The 15,527-nt window shown below is 41.0% G+C and carries 13 protein-coding genes; 5 read left to right on the plus strand and 8 right to left on the minus strand.

Features of this window, described 5'->3' with window-relative positions; genetic code table 11:
* Positions 1 to 100: 100 nt before the first annotated feature.
* From N473_RS07935 to ccoN, 8 genes are all read right to left on the minus strand, one after another.
* Positions 101 to 769 carry a sulfite exporter TauE/SafE family protein gene (locus N473_RS07935; RefSeq protein WP_063367443.1) on the minus strand — a complete coding sequence of 223 codons (669 nt, stop codon included), beginning with the start codon at positions 767 to 769 and terminating at the stop codon, positions 101 to 103.
* Positions 759 to 932 carry a cbb3-type cytochrome oxidase assembly protein CcoS gene (gene ccoS / locus N473_RS07940; protein WP_039609023.1) on the minus strand — a complete coding sequence of 58 codons (174 nt, stop codon included), beginning with the start codon at positions 930 to 932 and terminating at the stop codon, positions 759 to 761. Before ccoS ends, N473_RS07935 begins: the two co-directional genes overlap by 11 nt.
* Complete coding sequence (locus N473_RS07945; protein WP_063367444.1) at positions 929 to 3,301, minus strand: heavy metal translocating P-type ATPase; 2,373 nt, start codon at positions 3,299 to 3,301, stop codon at positions 929 to 931. Before N473_RS07945 ends, ccoS begins: the two co-directional genes overlap by 4 nt.
* A gap of 5 nt (positions 3,302 to 3,306) precedes the next feature.
* Positions 3,307 to 3,798, minus strand: coding sequence for a FixH family protein (locus N473_RS07950; RefSeq protein WP_063367445.1), 492 nt, complete (start codon positions 3,796 to 3,798; stop codon positions 3,307 to 3,309).
* Between the two features lie 123 nt (positions 3,799 to 3,921).
* Positions 3,922 to 4,887 carry a cytochrome-c oxidase, cbb3-type subunit III gene (gene ccoP, locus N473_RS07955; protein ID WP_063367446.1) on the minus strand — a complete coding sequence of 322 codons (966 nt, stop codon included), beginning with the start codon at positions 4,885 to 4,887 and terminating at the stop codon, positions 3,922 to 3,924.
* Positions 4,884 to 5,069: a cbb3-type cytochrome oxidase subunit 3 gene (locus N473_RS07960; protein ID WP_046355371.1), complete on the minus strand. Its 186-nt coding sequence runs from the start codon at positions 5,067 to 5,069 to the stop codon at positions 4,884 to 4,886. Before N473_RS07960 ends, ccoP begins: the two co-directional genes overlap by 4 nt.
* Before the next feature lie 6 nt (positions 5,070 to 5,075).
* Complete coding sequence (gene ccoO / locus N473_RS07965; protein ID WP_039609018.1) at positions 5,076 to 5,699, minus strand: cytochrome-c oxidase, cbb3-type subunit II; 624 nt, start codon at positions 5,697 to 5,699, stop codon at positions 5,076 to 5,078.
* Positions 5,700 to 5,711: 12 nt separating this feature from the next.
* On the minus strand, positions 5,712 to 7,145 hold the full coding sequence (gene ccoN / locus N473_RS07970; protein ID WP_023401643.1) for a cytochrome-c oxidase, cbb3-type subunit I: 1,434 nt from the start codon (positions 7,143 to 7,145) through the stop codon (positions 5,712 to 5,714).
* Positions 7,146 to 7,488: 343 nt separating this feature from the next.
* Here ccoN and N473_RS07975 point away from each other — a divergent pair, with 343 nt between their 5' ends.
* From N473_RS07975 to N473_RS07995, 5 genes are all read left to right on the plus strand, one after another.
* Positions 7,489 to 7,929 carry a hypothetical protein gene (locus N473_RS07975; protein ID WP_063367447.1) on the plus strand — a complete coding sequence of 147 codons (441 nt, stop codon included), beginning with the start codon at positions 7,489 to 7,491 and terminating at the stop codon, positions 7,927 to 7,929.
* A gap of 608 nt (positions 7,930 to 8,537) precedes the next feature.
* Complete coding sequence (locus N473_RS07980) at positions 8,538 to 11,606, plus strand: hypothetical protein (protein WP_063367448.1); 3,069 nt, start codon at positions 8,538 to 8,540, stop codon at positions 11,604 to 11,606.
* A gap of 52 nt (positions 11,607 to 11,658) precedes the next feature.
* Positions 11,659 to 12,738: a hypothetical protein gene (locus N473_RS07985; protein ID WP_231099538.1), complete on the plus strand. Its 1,080-nt coding sequence runs from the start codon at positions 11,659 to 11,661 to the stop codon at positions 12,736 to 12,738.
* A 10-nt stretch (positions 12,739 to 12,748) separates the two neighbouring features.
* Positions 12,749 to 14,638, plus strand: a complete 1,890-nt coding sequence (locus N473_RS07990) for a hypothetical protein (protein ID WP_063367449.1) — start codon at positions 12,749 to 12,751, stop codon at positions 14,636 to 14,638.
* Between the two features lie 57 nt (positions 14,639 to 14,695).
* A complete protein-coding gene (locus N473_RS07995) occupies positions 14,696 to 15,172 on the plus strand; it encodes a hypothetical protein (RefSeq protein ID WP_063367450.1) in 477 nt (158 codons plus the stop codon).
* The last annotated feature ends 355 nt before the right edge of the window (positions 15,173 to 15,527 follow it).

Raw genomic sequence — 15,527 nt, forward strand, 5'->3', positions numbered from 1 at the left:
TACTTCGAAATTTTCACCATAATAAGCCCGTAAAAACTCCTGCTTTTAAGGACTTAATCTATGCTTACTATTATCTAATATTAGCAAGCATAAAACTAGATTAATCTACTAGTTTATTACTAGTGATGATAATCAAATAAAATCCATACCATACAAAGAGATTACCAAGTGCCACTCTCGTTACCGTATGGTTTAAAAATTTGTTGAGTATTTGCGCTGATTGCCCTGCAACAAGTAATGCAGGGAAGGTCCCCAGAGCAAAAACCACCATAGTAAGTGCGCCATACAGGGCACTTTTTGCTTGAAGGCTCCATATCAAAGCACTATATACGAGGCCGCATGGTAGCCATCCCCATAAAGCGCCATAAGCAAGCGCTTTTGCTTTGGTATCAATCGGTAAAATGTGTTTGTTCAGCTTGACTATACGTTGCCAAATTACAAAGTTTCCGAGTTTTTCTAGCCAATTTAGTGTGCCTGCAAGCCGCATAATGTATAAGCCAACGAGCAGCATAAATACGCCACTTAAGTAGGATAAAGCAAGAGCAAACCCTGTGTGTTGTTTAGCTAAAGATGCGCCCAGTGCAGCAACCAACAGGCCTGCGGTAGCATAACTTAAAAGTCGGCCGAAATTGTATAAAAAAGCGACGATAAGGGGAGGTTGCTTTGACTGCGCAAGTTGCAAGCTCGATGCAATACCTCCACACATAGCAAGACAATGTCCACTTCCCATTAAGCCCATAAAAAAGGCACTGGCTAAGCTAATTTCCATCGTTACTCTTTTTATGTTGCTCTTTGTCATCTTCAAATAAAATGCTGTGAGCCTGCTTATTTAAATCTGAGAATTGCTCGCTTTTTACAGCCCAAAAAAACACCCCGATGGCGATAACCACAAATAAAATAGCGATGGGGATCAATACATAAATTATACTCATAGCTTCAATAACCTTAACGAGTTAGTTATGACCACAATAGAGCTTGCTGACATGCCAATCACAGCGAGCCAAGGTGGCACGAGCCCAAGTGCAGCTAATGGTAAGATAGAGCCGTTATACAACAGCGAAATCGTTAAATTTTGCTTAATAATTTGCTTAGTTTTTACAGCCACACCTTGTAGCGTTTTCAGTGAATTTAGGTCACTATTTAAAAGTACTACATCTGCGGTGTTTTTTGAAATATCCGCGCCAGTTTCCATCGCGATAGAAAGGTGTGCACTATTAAATACAGGGCTATCATTTACGCCATCACCCACCATAGCGACAATGTGTCCTTTATTAGACCATTGTTCAACTTCACGTTGTTTATCTTTTGGCGCGCAAGCTTGCTTATAAGAGTCTAAACCTAGTTCGTTAGACAAATTGCTGGCGGCTTTCGAGCTGTCGCCAGTTAACATATGACAAGTCAGTTTTTGAGTTTGTAAATATTCAATGACTTCGGGGGCACTTGTTCGTACTTTATCTTGAAGGTAAAAGTCGGCGATAGGGCGCTTGTCGACAAACAGTGTTGCTTGTGCAAAAGATGCATGGCTTCCAAACCAGCTAGGTTTGCCTATTGCGATGTGCTTACCTTCAAACTCACCACTGACCCCGAGCCCTGTTGATACACTGACTTGATGTATTTCTATAAAACTTGTCTTGTTGTCAACAAAGGCTTTTGCTATTGGGTGCTCAGAGTAACGTTCCAGCGCGCTTGCAAGGGACAAAATCATCGACTCGGCATACTGCTCATCTAGGATTGTTACATTAGAAATGGTAAATCGACCCTCTGTGAGAGTACCTGTTTTGTCAAAAGCGTATCGACTTACTTTTGGAGTTGTCTCGAGCACATGCGCTTCTTTTATCAAGATGCCTTTTTTAGTGAGTGTCGCAACTGCACAGGTTAAAGCTGTAGGGATAGCTAGGCTTAATGCGCAAGGGCAGGTGGCAACCAAAACAGCGATTGTGACCCAGAATGCATGTTCAGGTTCGACATGATACCAACCAATTGCTGTAATGGAGGCAAAGATCAGTAAGCAGGCCACAAACCACTGGGCGACTTTATCGGTGACTTCAACAATTTTTGGTCTTTTCATTAAAGCATTATGTTGAAGTTTAATGATTTGGTTAAGCAGTGTGTTCTGCCCAACTTTATTAATTTTTAAGGTAATCACACCATCGTGATTCAGGGTGCCTGCATAGACTTGGTGATTGGTAAATTTTTTAATCGGGAGATGCTCACCTGTCATCATAGATTCATCGACTGTACTAGTACCATCAACCACAATGCCATCGGCAGGGATTGTTTCGCCAGGTTTAACCAAGATTAAATCATTTAATTGTAGGCTTTTTGCCGCAATGACTTCCTCTGTGACACCAGATAATCGTCTAGCGGTAAGAGGTAATAATTTTTGCAAGTTAGCAGTAAACTCACTTGCTTTCATTCGGGCTCTAAACTCTAGATACTTTCCAAGTAGGAGCAGAAAAGTAAACATGCAGATGGACTCAAAATAGACCTCGCCGACAGACATGACAGTCGCATAACAACTTGCACCATATGCGCCAAAAATAGCCAATGAAACCGGCAGATCCATATTGAGCTGGCGGCTTTTGAGGCCTTTTACTGCATTGGTCAAAAAAGGCAGGGCGGAATAGAGAATCACAGGGGAGGCTAAAATTAGGCTTATCCAGCGGAAGTACTGTTCAAACCCTTCTTCCATACCTGAAAACATGCCAAAATACATGGCAAAAGCGAACATCATGACCTGCATGGTCATTAGTCCGGCAACGCCTAAGCGACGCATATAAGCTTTTGCCGCGGCTTGCTTTTGTGCGGCTTCTTCATCGGCTTGGAATGGATATGCTTTGTATCCAATTTGCATCAGTGCACCGATGATCTCACTGAGTTTGGTTTTTTCATCTTGCCACAAGATCATTGCTCGGTGTGTTGATGTATTAACATCTACACGTTTAATACCGGAGATTGCAAGTAATTGCTTCTCAATGAGCCAGGCACATGCAGCACAGCTTATTCCTTCAACGCTAAGTAATACCTCTTTTAGTTTGCCTTGTTCAGCAACAAAATCTTTTTGAATATCTTGGTTGTCATAGCTGAGAAGCTCTTTTAATTGTTCTGGTACCAGTTCCTCAACTTTACCACTGGACTCTGTACGAAACTTATAATAATCACTCATTCCTTGCGCAAGGATAGTTTCTGCAACTGCTTGGCAACCTGTACAACATACAGGGTTGGCGACTCCTTCGAAAATAACTTCACCTTTAAAGCCAGAAGGCACAGCTTCAAGGCAATGAAAACAACTTTTTGCCATAAGAGTTACTTGTATTGAGGTGTAATAGAAACTGGCTTATCTGTTGGTAATTGTAAGTTCTCTTTCATTTTCCAACTGCCGTCCATAGGTTCAATGAACACGGTAAATGCGCCTTTATGCTCATTATCCAGCAACGCAGTAAAGGTGCCGCTGGCATTGGCAAGTAGAGTGGTAGAGAAATCGTATTTTTTGATGGTACGATGATAAAACGACACTTTTAATGCATTAACGTTACTGTGATCACCTTTGGTGAAGTCAAAACTGATACGATCATTTTCAACGTTTAAATCGCCGTGTAGGTACAATGCTTTCGCTTTATCGAATTTACTTAATTCAAGGTTGATTGCTTTACCTTTCTTGTAATAATCATCGACGACCATATCGGGACCATTACCAACAGCATAAGTTACTAAAAATACGCATGCAATGATGGTCACAAGTGGGAAAAACATTAAAAACCAAGGCCAAAAATTCTTATACCACGGAGTTGGATTCATAATTTGTCACTACTTTACAATGTTGTTGGTGCCGATTTTGGCAGTCATTAAAGATGTAATTTTTGTTGTTTTTTTACTATGAGTAAGCCCCCAACAAAGGAGGCTTACGAGTTCATATAAAGCTTATTTCTCTTGAGACAAGCTATATACATAGGCCGTTAACAGGTGCACTTTATCTTCACCTAAGATGTCTTTCCATGCAGGCATTACACCGGCACGACCATGGCGGATTGACTCTTCAACTGCGCGTTTGGAACCGCCGTATAGCCAAATATTATCTGTTAAATCAGGTGCACCGAATGGTAATCCAAGTGCTACTGAGCCTGTGCCATCTGCACCGTGACATGCTGCACACATGCCAAACTTAGCTTTACCTGCATCAGCATCTTTTTGGTTTACTGTACGTCCTGATAGGCTCAGCACAAAAGCCGTCATTTCCTTCACGCCTTGCTCGCCAAGTGCAGCCTCCCAACCAGGCATGGCTGCGACGCGGCCATTCAATAAGGTTTCTTTGATTTGGTCAGGTGTACCGCCATATAACCAGTCTTTGTCAGTTAGGTTAGGAAAACCAAGGCCACCACGCGCATCTGAACCATGACATTGTGCACAGTTTTGTGCATAAAGTCTTTGTCCGATCTCAAGTGCACTTGAGTCTTTTGCAAGTGTTAATACATCTTGCTCTGCAAATGCTTTAAAGATAGGGCCAAAGCGTTCGTCCGCCGCTTCAAACTCTTTATCTAGCTGAACCCAAAGGCCTTTATCTTTTGCGTCTAACACCGCTTGTTTAGACTCTTGAAGCGATGTGACACCCTGGTTAGAGCTGGTCCAGCCGAGCAAACCAGCAAAGTTACCTAAACCAGGATACATTGCTAGGTAGTATACAGACCAAACAAATGTTGCGAAGAACATGTAAGTCCACCATTTTGGTAGTGGGTTGTTAAGTTCTTCGATGCCGTCAAACTCATGACCACAACTGGCACCTTCTTCGACACCTGTGTAGTTTTTCAGGTTCCAAATTAATAGGCCAAAAATGAGAGCCAGACATGCTAAGGTCAATACGATGACCCAAATACTCCAAAAGCTAGTCATTTTTCAGACTCCTTTTCCTCTTTTGAAATTGTGTTGTCGTGTTTTATTTCATCGTCGAATATGGCTTTTGCAGCGTCGTCAAACCGACTTTTGGTTCGTTTGCTGTAAGCCCACACAACAATCACAATGAACAGTACTAAAATTACCAGAGTTAAAATGCCTCTGTATGTGCCGTAATCCATAATAAATTACTTCAAATGTGTGCCAAGTTGTTGCAAGTAAGCGATTAAGGCTTCCATTTCTGTCTTACCTTGAACTGCTTGCTGCGCATTCTTGATATCTTCGTCGGTGTAAGGCACACCGAAGTTCTTAAAGACTTCAAGTTTCTTAGCGGTTAATTTACCATCCAGTACGTTCTCATCTAGCCAAGGGTATCCCGGCATATTTGACTCAGGAACTACGGAGCGAGGGTCGATCAGGTGCGCATAATGCCAATCGTCAGAATAACGACCACCCACACGCGCGAGATCGGGTCCAGTTCGTTTCGAACCCCATTGGAATGGGTGATCCCAAACAGATTCGCCAGCGACGGAGTAATGTCCGTAACGCTCAACCTCATCTCTGAAAGGGCGGATCATTTGTGAGTGACAGTTGTAACACCCTTCACGTACATAAATGTCTCTACCTTCCATTTCGAGTGCGGTAAGCGGACGTAAACCTTCAACCGGCTGTGTTGTGTCTTCTTGGAACATTAAAGGCGTGATCTCTACCAGTGCACCGAAGCTAATCGCAAACACTGTGAGAATCGCCATCAGTCCAACGTTCTTTTCTACAATTTCGTGTTTATTTGTCGAATTATTATTGTTGCTCATATTCGATACCTCTTAAGCCATTTGCGTGTTTGCATCAGTAGCGAGAGAGCCACTTTTTGCAGTAACAGTGCGGTATACGTTATAAGCCATTACTAGCATGCCGACCACGATGAACACACCGCCTAAGAAGCGCATGATGTAGAATGGATATGAAGCTTCTAAAGATTGTACGAAACTGTACATCAAGGTGCCGTCTGAGTTTACTGCACGCCACATCAAGCCTTGCATTACACCTGAAATCCACATTGCAACGATATATAAAACAACGCCCACAGTGTGTAACCAGAAGTGTGTATTAACCAGTTTCACGCTATACATGTTTGCATGGCCAAATAATGCAGGGATTAAGTGGTAGATAGCACCAATTGAAATCATTGCGACCCAACCAAGAGCACCAGAGTGAACGTGACCAACAGTCCAGTCAGTGTAATGCGATAGGGCGTTTACAGACTTGATTGCCATCATTGGACCTTCAAATGTTGACATACCGTAGAATGACAGAGAAACAACTAAGAAACGCAATACTGGATCGGTACGAAGCTTATGCCATGCGCCTGATAGCGTCATAATACCGTTGATCATACCGCCCCATGAAGGAACAAATAGAATCACGGACATAACCATACCAAGCGACTGAGTCCAATCAGGTAAAGCAGTATAATGAAGGTGGTGAGGGCCAGCCCAAATATAAAGAGAGACAAGAGCCCAGAAGTGCACTACGGACAATCTATATGAATACACAGGACGTCCAGCTTGCTTAGGAACGAAGTAGTACATCATTCCTAAAAATCCAGCGGTTAAAAGGAAGCCTACCGCGTTGTGACCGTACCACCATTGTACCATTGCATCTACCGCACCTGCGTAGATTGAGTATGATTTAGTCAGTGATACCGGTACTGCCATACTGTTAACGATGTGAAGGACGGCAACAGTGATAATAAATCCAGCATAGAACCAATTAGCAACATAGATATGAGACACTTTACGGTTAATCAGTGTGCCGAAAAAGACGACTGCATAAGTTACCCAAACGACTGCAATTGCAATATCAATAGGCCACTCTAGCTCTGCATATTCTTTTGAGCTTGTAATACCTAAAGGTAGTGTAATTGCGGCTGCAACGATAATTGCTTGCCAGCCCCAAAATGTAAATGAAGCTAATTTGTCGGAGAAAAGACGCGTTTGACATGTGCGTTGCACTACATAATATGAAGTTGCAAATAATGCACTAGTACCAAAGGCGAAAATAACAGCGTTCGTATGTAACGGACGAAGTCGAGAGTAAGTTAACCATGGAATGTCGAAGTTTAAAGCAGGCCAAGCAAGTTGCGCTGCGATAAATACACCTACACCCATGCCAACGATGCCCCAAATCACTGTCATAATAGCGAATTGGCGTACAACTTTATAATTGTACTCAGTTTGTGATGCTACTGTTTGGCTCATTTTCTGGATTCCGCTGCAGTTAATGCGTTTAGAAATGATTAACCTGTAAAACAGGCCCTCTTTTATATTTCAACAGTCCCGCTTTTCGTACGCTAAATATGTCAAAGCAAGCCTGAGAAACCCTTATTTTTGCAAGGAAATAATAATTTTTTTGCAAAACAAAAGATACCTAAAACACCCCAAAGCATGACATCAATCAAGTTTTCAGCAGGTAGTTTAAAACCGTCCAGTTTTCATGACCACGGTCAATTCAACCGAGATTTATTCTAACCTTGGCTGGCCCTCAAAGCTTGATAAGCGTAGTATCATAGGCACACAATTTTGACTCTAGTCAGCTTAAATTATGCGCTATTTTTCAACATTCGCTTTGATAATTTTAATTTATTTACTTACGTCCTGCTCAGAGCTATATATAAGTATACATGAAGGTTCAGAAAAAAGTGAAAGTTCAATCAAAACTAAAAATTGTGTTAAGTCGGCACCTTGCCAAGTGAACTCTACAACCCAGTTTTGGCTTTCAAGCAAACTAATAAGAGCAGAAGAGCCTTTTGTTATTTTCGTTAAAACACAGCCCGAAATTAAGCTGAGCAGTGCATATATAGAAGGAGTCTCTATGTATATGGGAAAAATTCCGATTGTATTTAACAAAGTTGATTCTGGCTTATGGCGAGCAGAAGTGATGGTCGGAGCCTGTAATTTAGCGGAAATGCAATGGCAAGTTTTGGTTCCTTCATTTAAAGGCTCCACGCCAAGCAATCCTCTTTACTTCTTTTCATACCGCTAAACATAAGCTGAAAATTCCGTCTTTATCGGCTAATTACTTTTGCCTCATGACGTTGTAGGTAAGCAATCAAAAGTACCCCTGTCACTTTATACCATTTCACACATCAATTTGTTTCAACAGTTTGTTGTTTAAAAAGTGCCCGTTGCTATTTTGGCAACAGATACAGTTTGTATACATCTGGGGTTGGGTTTGGTGTTTTATGTCTGTAAATTGATTTAATTGCAACATTTCTGAAATGTATATTTTTTTGTCTTTTTTTGATTTTGTTTTATCTCGTTGTTTTTTCTTGTTTATTTTTATTTTTGTGGCGGTTTTGTTAGAGATTTACGTGTGTGTTGAATAATAACTTTGTTGATTTTTTTTGATTGGTTTGTTTTCATGTGTGTAACATTGCGTGAGTTTTATATGTTGCTAGTTTCTATATTGTTGTTTTTTTGTATTTGATTGGTCAGGGTATTGCAAAAATGGAGGTTGTTTTTTGAAGGTAAGTGCAAATTAATTAACAAGAATTTTGGAAAAAAGTAGCTTGTGTACTAGAGATTTACTCTTTAGCAACTACGCTTAAAACAATTAAAAGAAAAATTCTAAGGCATTTAAGGAGGCCTCCAGTGGTGAATAAAAAAATTTACCGTTCCTCTCTTTCAGTTTCAGTCGCATTAACACTTGGTCTATCTGGGTGTAGTCTTTTTGAAAGCGAAGACTCTACGAGTACGGTTCCTGTGGAGCCTCTGCCATCAAATATTGAAGGCACAGCTTCAGTTGATTTTAATGTGTTTGTTTCCGGAAAAGCTGTAAAAGGTACACTCAGAGGTGCAGAGCTCGTTGTAAAAGAATTAAAAAATGGTGAGTTGGTTGATGTAGCCTTTAGGAGCGATTTAACAACCGTAGAAAAAACAGCGGCAGGTACGAGTGAAGCCGTTGCGGTTGAATTGGCTAAATCACAAATACTCAGTGAGAGTCCACAGTCACTGCTTACCGCTGATGATGGCACATATGGTTTTTATATTGATCAACAGTTCAGCGGTGCTTTGTACATCACAATTAAAACGACGAAAACAAGCGGTTTTATCAAGTGTGATGCGCTTTTAGGTTGTGGTGAATACGTAGAAAGTTCAGAAAATGACGCTAACTCAAACTCAAAAATTGACTTCGATGAATGGTATCAGGATGACTTGACACTTAATGTGGTTAAAGAAATTACAGCCCAAGCAAGTCGACAAGCGAAAGGTGCTGAAGGGACGACAAAGTCTTACACAGCACATGCAACAATTTTCACGACATTGGCGTCGGAGTTATTACAAAAAGTCTCACAAGATGGCGGTAACGTAAGCGCCGAAACAGTTGCCGATGCAAGTTTGAATACGCTGTTAATCCTCCTTGGTCCAGAAGCTGCGAAAGATGCAGTATTGTTATCTGGAGATATTTCTCTCGGTGGTGCGGTTGATTTCACAGATGTGACATCAGAGGACACCATTGATGCGGGAACGTTAGCACTTATCAATGTTGCCTCTACGCTGCAAAATATTGCGTCTAATTCTGGTGATGGTTCTTCACTTGGTTCTGTGCTTGATACGTTAAAAAAAGGGGTTACTGATGGCAGTTTTAAAGGCAACGAAGATGCTGCGGTAGCTCAACTTGCGGCCACACTTCAAGAGGAAGTAAATAAAACAGCAACTGTATTCGTGGCGATTGCAAGTGGTGATGTTGAAGCGATCAAAGCGGCGCTTAAGGAAGTTGCACCAGATCTGGATGACGACTCACTGAATGAGCTTGCTGAAAAAGCGAAAGATGCTCGCGACCAGGCAATTGAATCAGGCGCAACGGATGAAAATGCACTTGAGGACGCTGCTGAGGACTCCAAGAATGCGGTGGAAGATTTAGGTTGTGAGGGGGAAGAGTGTAACACTGACGATGGCACTTTAATCAGTGATAGCTTAACGGAACTTTTGGCTTCATTAACTCAGTCTCAAACACAACTATCATCTTTAAATGTGACCTACAATGGATTGACGCCAGGTTTGCAAGCGGTTATAGCGTTAGGTGAATCTGCGCAAACTCAAGAAGAAAAAGAAAGCTATTTGAAAGCAGCTGATGACTTTATCGCAGAGCTATCTGGGTCTAACTTAGAGCGAGATACAGTTGCATTAGTTTCAAGAGCTGGGCAAATTTTGGCAAGTGCTGTGGGGCTGTTGGCATTAACTACTGATGCACAATCGGCTGCGACGGATTCTCAAACGCTTGTTAACAACACTGCTTCACTGAGTTCAAATGTCACGGGTATGGTGACGGCCGCAAACGCAGAGAGGGAAAAAGCTGTCGCGTTGTTGGATGACGCTTCGAGTGCAGCGAAGGTGCTTGCAGAAGCTGCATTAGAGCGCGCTAAGGAGCAGGAGCAAACATTCAATACTGCTAATGCTGATGTTCAGTCTCAATTTTCAGATGCGACTAATTTATTCGCATCGGCTGGTACAGATTTAGCAGCATTGGAAACGGCATTTACAAGCTCGCAAAGCGCTGTAGATAAGTTTAATGCGCTAAATGTTTTGACCACAGATATTTTGAACGACATCGAGCTTGCCAAAACACGTGCTGAAGAATATTTAGCGCTGGCGACCACTGAAGAGCAAAGAGTAGAAGCGCAGCAGTTTGTCACAGAGTCAACGACAATACAGCAAACAGTTACTGCAAGCGTTACAGCGTTTAAGGCAACTGAGTCTGATATCCGAGCTTTAAACAGTAATGTTTCATCTGCGGTCGACAATGCAAGAGGTAAGTCAGGCACAGAGAAAATGACATCGGTTGCATTTGTCACTAAAGAAGGTGCGGATGCGGTATTTAATGCCGGTGAAGTAGTGTATGACGTAGTTAGAGATATTTGGGATCAAAACTTGGATTCAGGTTCTCACAGTGGAACGGCTCCTAATTACCCTGCGTGGACTTATCGCTACAACACGGATACCTATGAAGTTGAGCTAACAAACACGCAAGATGATGAGCATATCTTAGCTAACGCGCAGGTCAATTCCGGCGCGACAAGCAAAATCATTTTGACCTGGACTGGAACGCTAAAATCAACTGATGGTCAAACTGTGTTAGTCAAATCTCCAGATTTGGCTGAGTGTGAACGTTGGTCTCTGGATGTGGTTGAACAGCCAAATGCGTCATGTTCTGTGATCTTTATCGACGGTAGCATAACAACGATTGAAGATGCGAGAAACTTTGATGCATCTAGTGCTAAGACGTTCAATATTGTCGAATTTGTTGATGGTCAGTATGGCTTTAACGGTACTTTGGCATCAGAGCTTACTTCTACAGACAGTGCTGGCAATACCGTCCCATTGTTTGTAAGTGGTGCGATTGAACATGCCAGTATCGTTATGTCTGGAGTCACCGAGGACCTTTCATTTACAGCTGATTTTGCGCTGAGAAACGAAGATGATAATGATGAATTAGGCTTAGCTAAAATTATGCTTAATGAGTTTAATGGTTATGTATTTAACGTCAATTTAGTTGACACTGACGGACCTCTCGTCGGTGATGTTACGCTCTACAACGACACGACGCCAGTTAAGGTGGGTGATGTGGTTGAAATCACAAATGGATTTAGAGTCACTTATGTTGATGGCCAAGTTATCGATTACACTGATATTGACTTCTTGGGGCAAAACATCAATTAACCGTTCTCCATAATAATAAAGGAAGGCGGTTTTTACCGCCTTTGATCTAATAATGATGATAAAGCCAAATGCACTTCTTCTCGCGATACTATTCTCAAGCTCTACATATGCCAATGATTTTGAGATAATTAACACGTTTGACTCAGAAATATATACAGAAGCACAGCCCGTAAAATCCTTTCTCGATGAGTTTGATAAGCCGCTCAGTTCGGGGGACAGTGCCTTCACATTTAATGTTTTTGAGCTTGGGGTAAAATATAAAGGTGTTGCCGTAGGGGCTCAAAGCCGATACAACTATGCACTTGAATTTGACCCAGATACCGCGCTTTTTACTTACCTAGAAAAAAACGATTTACCATTTGAGGCCAGAAACTACCGATATTATTTAAAGGGCAAGCAATCCACCTCTCATGGGATATTTCTTTCCTATGACTTTAACTTTTTTGATGAAACTCTCACAATAGTACCGAAAGTTACCTACTACCAAAGTGCGCATTTTCAAGATGCGATTGTTGATGGTACTGTTTTTAGTGATGAAATAAAGGGGGCATTGGAAACGCAATATTTCTTCTCGAAAGATATCTTATTTAAGTCATTTACGCCTAAACAAAGTCCTGAAGGTGAAGGGTACTCGATTGATTTGGCGATTAAATGGCGAGTAAATGACGACCTTACATTGTCTTTCAAAGGATTAGATCTGATCAATGAAACAAAATATTCAGGTGTTGGTTTTGTAAATGGCGTAACGACCGATGTGCCATTCACTGAACAAGGCGACAGTATTGAAACCTCTCCTTCTGTTCGCTTGCGTACATCCGCATTTGGTCGCGAGGTAGATTATTCCTTTGAGCATGACGCCAGATATTATTTTGATGTGCAATATCGCTTAAATGACCGAGTGTCGTTTGATGTATTCACTCGCCGTTTTTATAAAGATACGTTTATTCAAGGAAATATAAATTATCACTTTAATGATAGTTGGCGTGCATTTTCTGGATATGAAACAAATTCTAAGGCTGTTGAGTTTGGTATTGCAAATGACTATTTTGGACTTTCTGTCAAAACAGACCGCTTGGACCTTGATGACGCACACTACGCGAACATTAACTGGTTTATCCGTTTAGTGTTGTAGGAGAATAATAATGAAAAAAGTAAGTGTTTTATATTTGCTTATGGCATTAATAGCTGGTTGTGGTGGAAGTGGTGCCGATGTCCCTCAAGTCTCTGATATTCAACCCGGCTTTGGAAATGATACGACTGAAAAATTTGAAGCAAATATGCGCTTTTACTCGCCTGATTTTGTGGATAAAAGCGGTAAGTTAACTGTGCTGAATCTGAGTGACAATTCACAGCAAATACATAATGTAGAGTCGTTGAACCAATTTGCGCTAACTGTTTCAGTTGGCGGGCAATATAGCTTTATGTATGCACCAAATAGTAGCACTGTAACTTGCCCAAAGCGCTCTGGGTGTGGCCGCTCATTGTTAAATGACCCAAATGATCTGAATGGCAATAATGAAATCGACTTTGACGAACCTATTAATGCCGAAGTTCATTTTGAGATGACAGTATTACCAGTGCCAGGTATTAACCAAGTTTTGTTCTCCAGCTTTAATAGTGCGTTGGTCTCTTCGAAACTAGATAGTTCAATTTGGTCACTGACAGCGGCACCTAATAATCATTTGACGCAAAGTACTATTCAGAGCAAACAAAAAGCTGAATATGTGTCAGATGTAATGACCTATATCGACGTGATGCATCAACATAGTCAAAATCAGAAAGATAGCGAGTTATTTATTAATGCAATCGAAGAGGGCTTGAGTGGTAATAGTGCAGCGTTAACTCCATATAGGCAACTTGCTAACGATTACTTAATCGAGACGCTCATTACTGAAGAAACCAATTCTTTGTACAGAGGCGTATCTGAAAAGGTATTAATTGAAGTAAATGAATTGCTTAGACTAGACTCTAGCAGGGAGCTACACACTGAAATAGAGCCATATAGCAATGAATTATTGAACCATATTCGAAACGCTATCGGTGTTTTACGTTTGCAAGATGAGCAATATAGCGAAGAGCTAAAAGTGAAACTAGAAGAGGTAGAAGATTTGGTCAATGATGACGCCCAAGATGCGTTTTTGGTTGCGCTTGAGGTTATTGGTGACGTTGTTAAGCATGTTTCACCTTTTGAAAATTCTGTGTCGGGAAGTTATACCCTGCCTGGTTTAGATATAGATTATCAAACAGAAGGAGGCTTTAGATGGATTGTAACTGGTGTAAGACAAGGCTTTGAGGTGGACGTTGATATCTCAGTTCCAGAATGGAGGATCAGCCCTGCACTTGGTGATAAAATCGTAGGCAATGGGGTGGGTGAAATATCAAAACCAGGCACAAAACTAGAGTTTAGTTTTGACGAGTTTGAAATTGTCAGTGAGAGTAGTTTTGACCCTAATAATATTGATGAAGTAATCGGCATTGCAAACGCATCTGGAGACATAAAGCTTTCACAGGGTGATGCGGTTTTAACTGGGAACATCAATGTAGACTATTTAAGACAAAACTTAAGTATTCGCAACACCAAGTCTATTTTACCTCATCTTTCTGTTGATGGTATGCTTACAACCAATAACCAAGTAACACCACTGCGTATATACGCAAATGAACGTTCTCCTCTGGCATTGAGAACAGATATGGATCTGGTTTTTGGTGCGCAGCTAGAATTGGCACTTAATGGTGGTAAAGATCTTAGAATACAAGTGACAGGAGAACCAGATGATTTATCTGACTTTACTACCGCAGATATTGCAATCATTCTAGGTGGCCACGTAAGTGAAATTACAGTTACAAACTTGGTAGGTAATATCAATGTCATTGTGAGGGGACAAGACGGTTATTGGGTAGATATCAAGAAAAAGAAAGATTTGTATACGGGTGGTTTTTATTTTGGTGATAAACTAGTTGCTGATGTAAGAACAATTAGAGGCATTCCGGGCATTTTGTTTCCAGATGGAAGCTTTGAGTCCTTGTTCTAGTTGTCGGAATTAAGTAGTCAAAGGGCCTAAAAGGCCCTTTTTTGTTTTGGATAGAAAATGAAAAAAATCGTTGTGATTGAAGCGCTCAAGATGGCACTAGAAAAAAAATTGTATGAGGCGCAAGCGGCTGCTGATAGTGCGAGACAGGATGCTATTCATGAACAAAGTGCAGCTGAAACACAGTATGACTCTTTGAGTATTGAGTCAGGCTATTTAGCTGAAGGTCAAAGTGAGCGAGTAGAGCAAGCCCATCGTGCGATTAGCGTATTTGAGTCTGTTTTTAAGACAGAAAATGCCAGTTTCGTGGCAGAGGGCGGCTTAGTTAAACTGAGCGACGAAGAAGGAAACTGTTATTGGTATTTTATTGGCCCATTGGAAGGGGGCTTAAAAATCACAATTATTGATACGCCAGTACTGGTGCTTACCTTGCACTCACCTTTGGGCCAGGTTCTAAAAGGCAGACAGATAGATGATGAGATAGAATTTGATTTTAATGGCTCAAGGCGCATTTTTTATATAGACGACATTCTTTAACTTGTTCTTTAATACAGATATGGGGAGTACACTATAAATTCTACAGTTAGATTGTTGTTTTTATGAACTTATTGCGTGGAATAAGGTAGTGAGTATTTTTAATAAGCATACAGTTAACAGAATGCACCCCATTGATTAGGAACTTCTATAAATCGAGCTCATAGTAGGCATTATTGGCTACCGTACTACTTAGTTATTCTCCTGCCGCGTTGATTTTATTGCTCTGTATTGTGAATGTGAGTATAGCGTGTATTGTTACATAAAAATATGCAGAAGAAAAAAGAGTATTCTGTCAGCTGTTTTTAACTTATTTTTCTAAATTCTACTAAGTTGTTTTCGTTTTATTAATTAAAGG

This window comes from Pseudoalteromonas luteoviolacea CPMOR-1, assembly GCF_001625685.1.
GTDB lineage: Bacteria > Pseudomonadota > Gammaproteobacteria > Enterobacterales > Alteromonadaceae > Pseudoalteromonas > Pseudoalteromonas luteoviolacea_K.

Coding starts and splice junctions, on each gene's coding strand:
- ccoP (WP_063367446.1), bottom strand. CDS start 4,887: ATGACTAGCTTTTGGAGTATTTGGGTCATCGTATTGACCTTAGCATGT.
- ccoS (WP_039609023.1), bottom strand. CDS start 932: ATGAGTATAATTTATGTATTGATCCCCATCGCTATTTTATTTGTGGTT.
- N473_RS07985 (WP_231099538.1), top strand. CDS start 11,659: ATGATGATAAAGCCAAATGCACTTCTTCTCGCGATACTATTCTCAAGC.
- N473_RS07975 (WP_063367447.1), top strand. CDS start 7,489: ATGCGCTATTTTTCAACATTCGCTTTGATAATTTTAATTTATTTACTT.
- N473_RS07945 (WP_063367444.1), bottom strand. CDS start 3,301: ATGGCAAAAAGTTGTTTTCATTGCCTTGAAGCTGTGCCTTCTGGCTTT.
- ccoN (WP_023401643.1), bottom strand. CDS start 7,145: ATGAGCCAAACAGTAGCATCACAAACTGAGTACAATTATAAAGTTGTA.
- N473_RS07960 (WP_046355371.1), bottom strand. CDS start 5,069: ATGGATTACGGCACATACAGAGGCATTTTAACTCTGGTAATTTTAGTA.
- ccoO (WP_039609018.1), bottom strand. CDS start 5,699: ATGAGCAACAATAATAATTCGACAAATAAACACGAAATTGTAGAAAAG.
- N473_RS07990 (WP_063367449.1), top strand. CDS start 12,749: ATGAAAAAAGTAAGTGTTTTATATTTGCTTATGGCATTAATAGCTGGT.
- N473_RS07995 (WP_063367450.1), top strand. CDS start 14,696: ATGAAAAAAATCGTTGTGATTGAAGCGCTCAAGATGGCACTAGAAAAA.
- N473_RS07950 (WP_063367445.1), bottom strand. CDS start 3,798: ATGAATCCAACTCCGTGGTATAAGAATTTTTGGCCTTGGTTTTTAATG.
- N473_RS07935 (WP_063367443.1), bottom strand. CDS start 769: ATGGAAATTAGCTTAGCCAGTGCCTTTTTTATGGGCTTAATGGGAAGT.